General features: G+C 62.6%; 3 protein-coding genes and 1 pseudogene. 1 reads left to right on the plus strand and 3 read right to left on the minus strand.

The annotated features are described in order from the left end of the window. Nucleotides 1-384: 384 nt before the first annotated feature. Nucleotides 385-1,347 (plus strand): SDR family NAD(P)-dependent oxidoreductase, encoded by a 963-nt coding sequence (locus WCE35_RS16310; protein WP_424594370.1) that lies wholly within the window; start codon nucleotides 385-387, stop codon nucleotides 1,345-1,347. On the opposite strand, the gene WCE35_RS16315 is transcribed toward WCE35_RS16310, so the two are convergent. The 3 genes and pseudogenes from WCE35_RS16315 to WCE35_RS16325 all read right to left on the minus strand — a co-directional run. Beyond that, on the minus strand, nucleotides 1,344-1,814 hold the full coding sequence (locus WCE35_RS16315) for a GcrA family cell cycle regulator (RefSeq protein ID WP_424594371.1): 471 nt from the start codon (nucleotides 1,812-1,814) through the stop codon (nucleotides 1,344-1,346). The genes WCE35_RS16310 and WCE35_RS16315 overlap by 4 nt on opposite strands. Before the next feature lie 94 nt (nucleotides 1,815-1,908). Beyond that, nucleotides 1,909-2,121, minus strand: coding sequence for a hypothetical protein (locus WCE35_RS16320; protein ID WP_424594372.1), 213 nt, complete (start codon nucleotides 2,119-2,121; stop codon nucleotides 1,909-1,911). A 156-nt stretch (nucleotides 2,122-2,277) separates the two neighbouring features. Continuing rightward, nucleotides 2,278-2,597 (minus strand): annotated as a pseudogene (locus tag WCE35_RS16325) (acetamidase/formamidase family protein); the annotation flags it as partial.

Genomic DNA, 2,597 nt, shown 5'->3' on the forward strand with positions numbered 1-2,597 from the left:
TCGTCGAAATGTGCGGCTCGCCAAGCCGCCAAAGTGATCGATCATTTTTCTGAACGTTTAAACACTGGCGCGACCGAGCCGTCCGCTGGTTGCCGCGCGGAAGGCGAAAAATTTGCCGACTGAGTACTGCGGAGGCGCGCAAGGCCTTTACAGCCTTCGCCGAGCGCAGGCCGCCAAACTTCCTGAAACTCGCGCCGCCCTAAGCCGATTAGCCGATTGCGGCGGCTCCCAAAACCGGTAAAAGGGAGGAGGTCGGCGGGCGGCGGCCTCTAATATCAACAACAGGGCTTGCCTGTCGCGCCGAGAGCCAAAGCCGGAAGTTCGCTTGGGCGTGCTCCGACCAAAAATTTAAAAGTCGCCAAGGGGAAGGAGCCGCGATTTCCCATGAAGGATTTTGCCGGAAGGATTGCCGTGATCACCGGGGGTGGCACGGGCATGGGGCGCGAGCTCGCGCGTCAGCTTGTCGCCGAGGGCTGCAATGTCGCGATGTGCGATGTGTCGGCCGAGGTGATGGCGGAGACCAAGGGGCTCTGCGAGGTGGAAAGGCTGCCGCAGGGGCTGCGCGTCACCACGCATATAGCCGACGTCTCGATCGAGGACCAGCTCACGCGATTTCGCGACGAACTGATCGAGCAACAGGCGACCGACAGGATCCATCTGCTGTTCAACAATGCCGGCATCGGCGGAGGCGGCAGCCTGTTCACCAATTCGCGCGAGGCGTGGGAGCGCACCTTCAACATCTGCTGGGGCGGCGTCTATCTCGGCGTCCGCACCTTCCTGCCGCTGCTCGTGAAGGCCGACGAGGGCCACATCGTCAACACCTCCAGCGTCAACGGGTTTTGGGCTTCCGTCGGCATGGGCGTGTCGCACACCGCCTACAGCGCCGCCAAATTCGCGGTGAAGGGATTTACCGAAGCCCTGATCAACGATCTCCGGCTGAACGCGCCGCATATCAAATGCTCGGTGGTGATGCCCGGCCATATCGGCACCTCGATCGTTTCCAACTCGCGGATGGTGCAAAATGGCACCGAGCGTCTCAGCGACAACGACATCCTGCAGACGCGGCAGCGCCTGAACGGCATGGGCATGGATACTTCCGCGATGTCGGACGAGGATATCCAGAATATCGCGGCCGAGCGCGCGCGCACGTTCCGCGACGAGGCGCCGACGACCGCGGCGCAGGCCGCGAAAATCATCCTCGACGGCGTCAAGGCCGAGCGCTGGCGCATCCTGGTCGGCGACGATGCCCATAAGCTCGACGCGCGGGTGCGGCAGACGCCGGAAGCGGCCTACACGCCGGAGTTTTACCAGAGCTTTGCCGCCGAGGTCGGCTGGCGGCTGGGTTAGCGCTGCGCGACGCGCTGGCGCGAGCCTGCCCGGTAGGCGAGCCTGGTGTGGCCCGCGCAGTAGGGCTGGCCTTCGACCGGCGTGTTGCCGCAGAAACAGAAATCCTCGGCGCCGGGGTGGCTGATCGGCCAGCGGCATCTCTCGTTGCTCAGCTCGAGCAACGAGCAGCAGTGCGCGCTGGCGATCGACTCGGCGTCAGGCTGCGGCTCGGCGTACACCGCCTGAAGCATCCGGTATTGCAGCCTTGGTCCGGCTTTCGGGCGGTGTCGCTTCGCCGCGCCGTTTCGCGCCAGCGGGCGGGTATCGCCGTTTTCGCGGCTGAGGTTGAGGCGGTGGAGCTTGCCAATGACGGCGTTACGGCTGACGCCGATGTCGGCGGCAATTTGGCGGCAGGACAGCCCGGCTTCGAACCTGTTTTTCAGGCGTTCGACGCGCTCATCGGTCCAGGTAGGTTCGTTGGCAAGCATGCTGATGGTCCCATTCTGGGGGTGAACTCTCCAAATCACGCTGGTTACGCTGAAAATCACGCTGGTTACGCTGAGGTTCAAAAATCGCCGCGCGCTAATGGCTCCCGTTGGGCGTCTTGCCGTTGTCGCGGATGGAAAGCAGCCCGTCCTTGATGGCGAGCCGGATGCCTTCCTCGATCAGGGTCCGCGCGACGCCGGGAACGCTGCTGCCGTGGGTGCCCTGTTTCACCAGCTTTTCGAGATAACCGATGGTCGAAAGCGCCAACGTAATCGGAACACGGTCGGTTTCGGCTTTTTCTGTGGCCATGCCAAAAAGCTAACCTTTAACCGGTGTACAGAAAAGTATCTTTTTAGAGTCTATTTGGATTCATTTGAGTTGACGCGCGCCCGCGGAATGACGCAGTTGGGGGATATTGATAACTACCTGGATACCGTATCGCATGCGAAGGTCGCCGCTTGCGCGTCACCCGTGCACGACCGTCTTTGCGATCATGCAATGAATGCCCTTGGAGCCGTTGACGGTTTGGGTGACGCGCAGATCCGCGGCGAGGCTGCACAGCGTGTAGGCGTCCTCGCGCGACAGGTTTCGTTTTTCCCCGAGCAGCACGATCATGTCGCGCAGCGCACGCACCACGCATTGATCGAGGTCGGGGTCCATCGCCATCGTCATGTAATGCGTCGTCGTCTCGGCGCGCGGATAGTCCAGCCGCAGGTCCTTGCGCAGCGTCTGGCGAAAGCGTCCCTGCAGCGCGGTCTCGATCGCGGTGACGCAGACTTCGCCGT

This window comes from Bradyrhizobium sp., assembly GCF_049691595.1.
GTDB lineage: Bacteria > Pseudomonadota > Alphaproteobacteria > Rhizobiales > Xanthobacteraceae > Bradyrhizobium.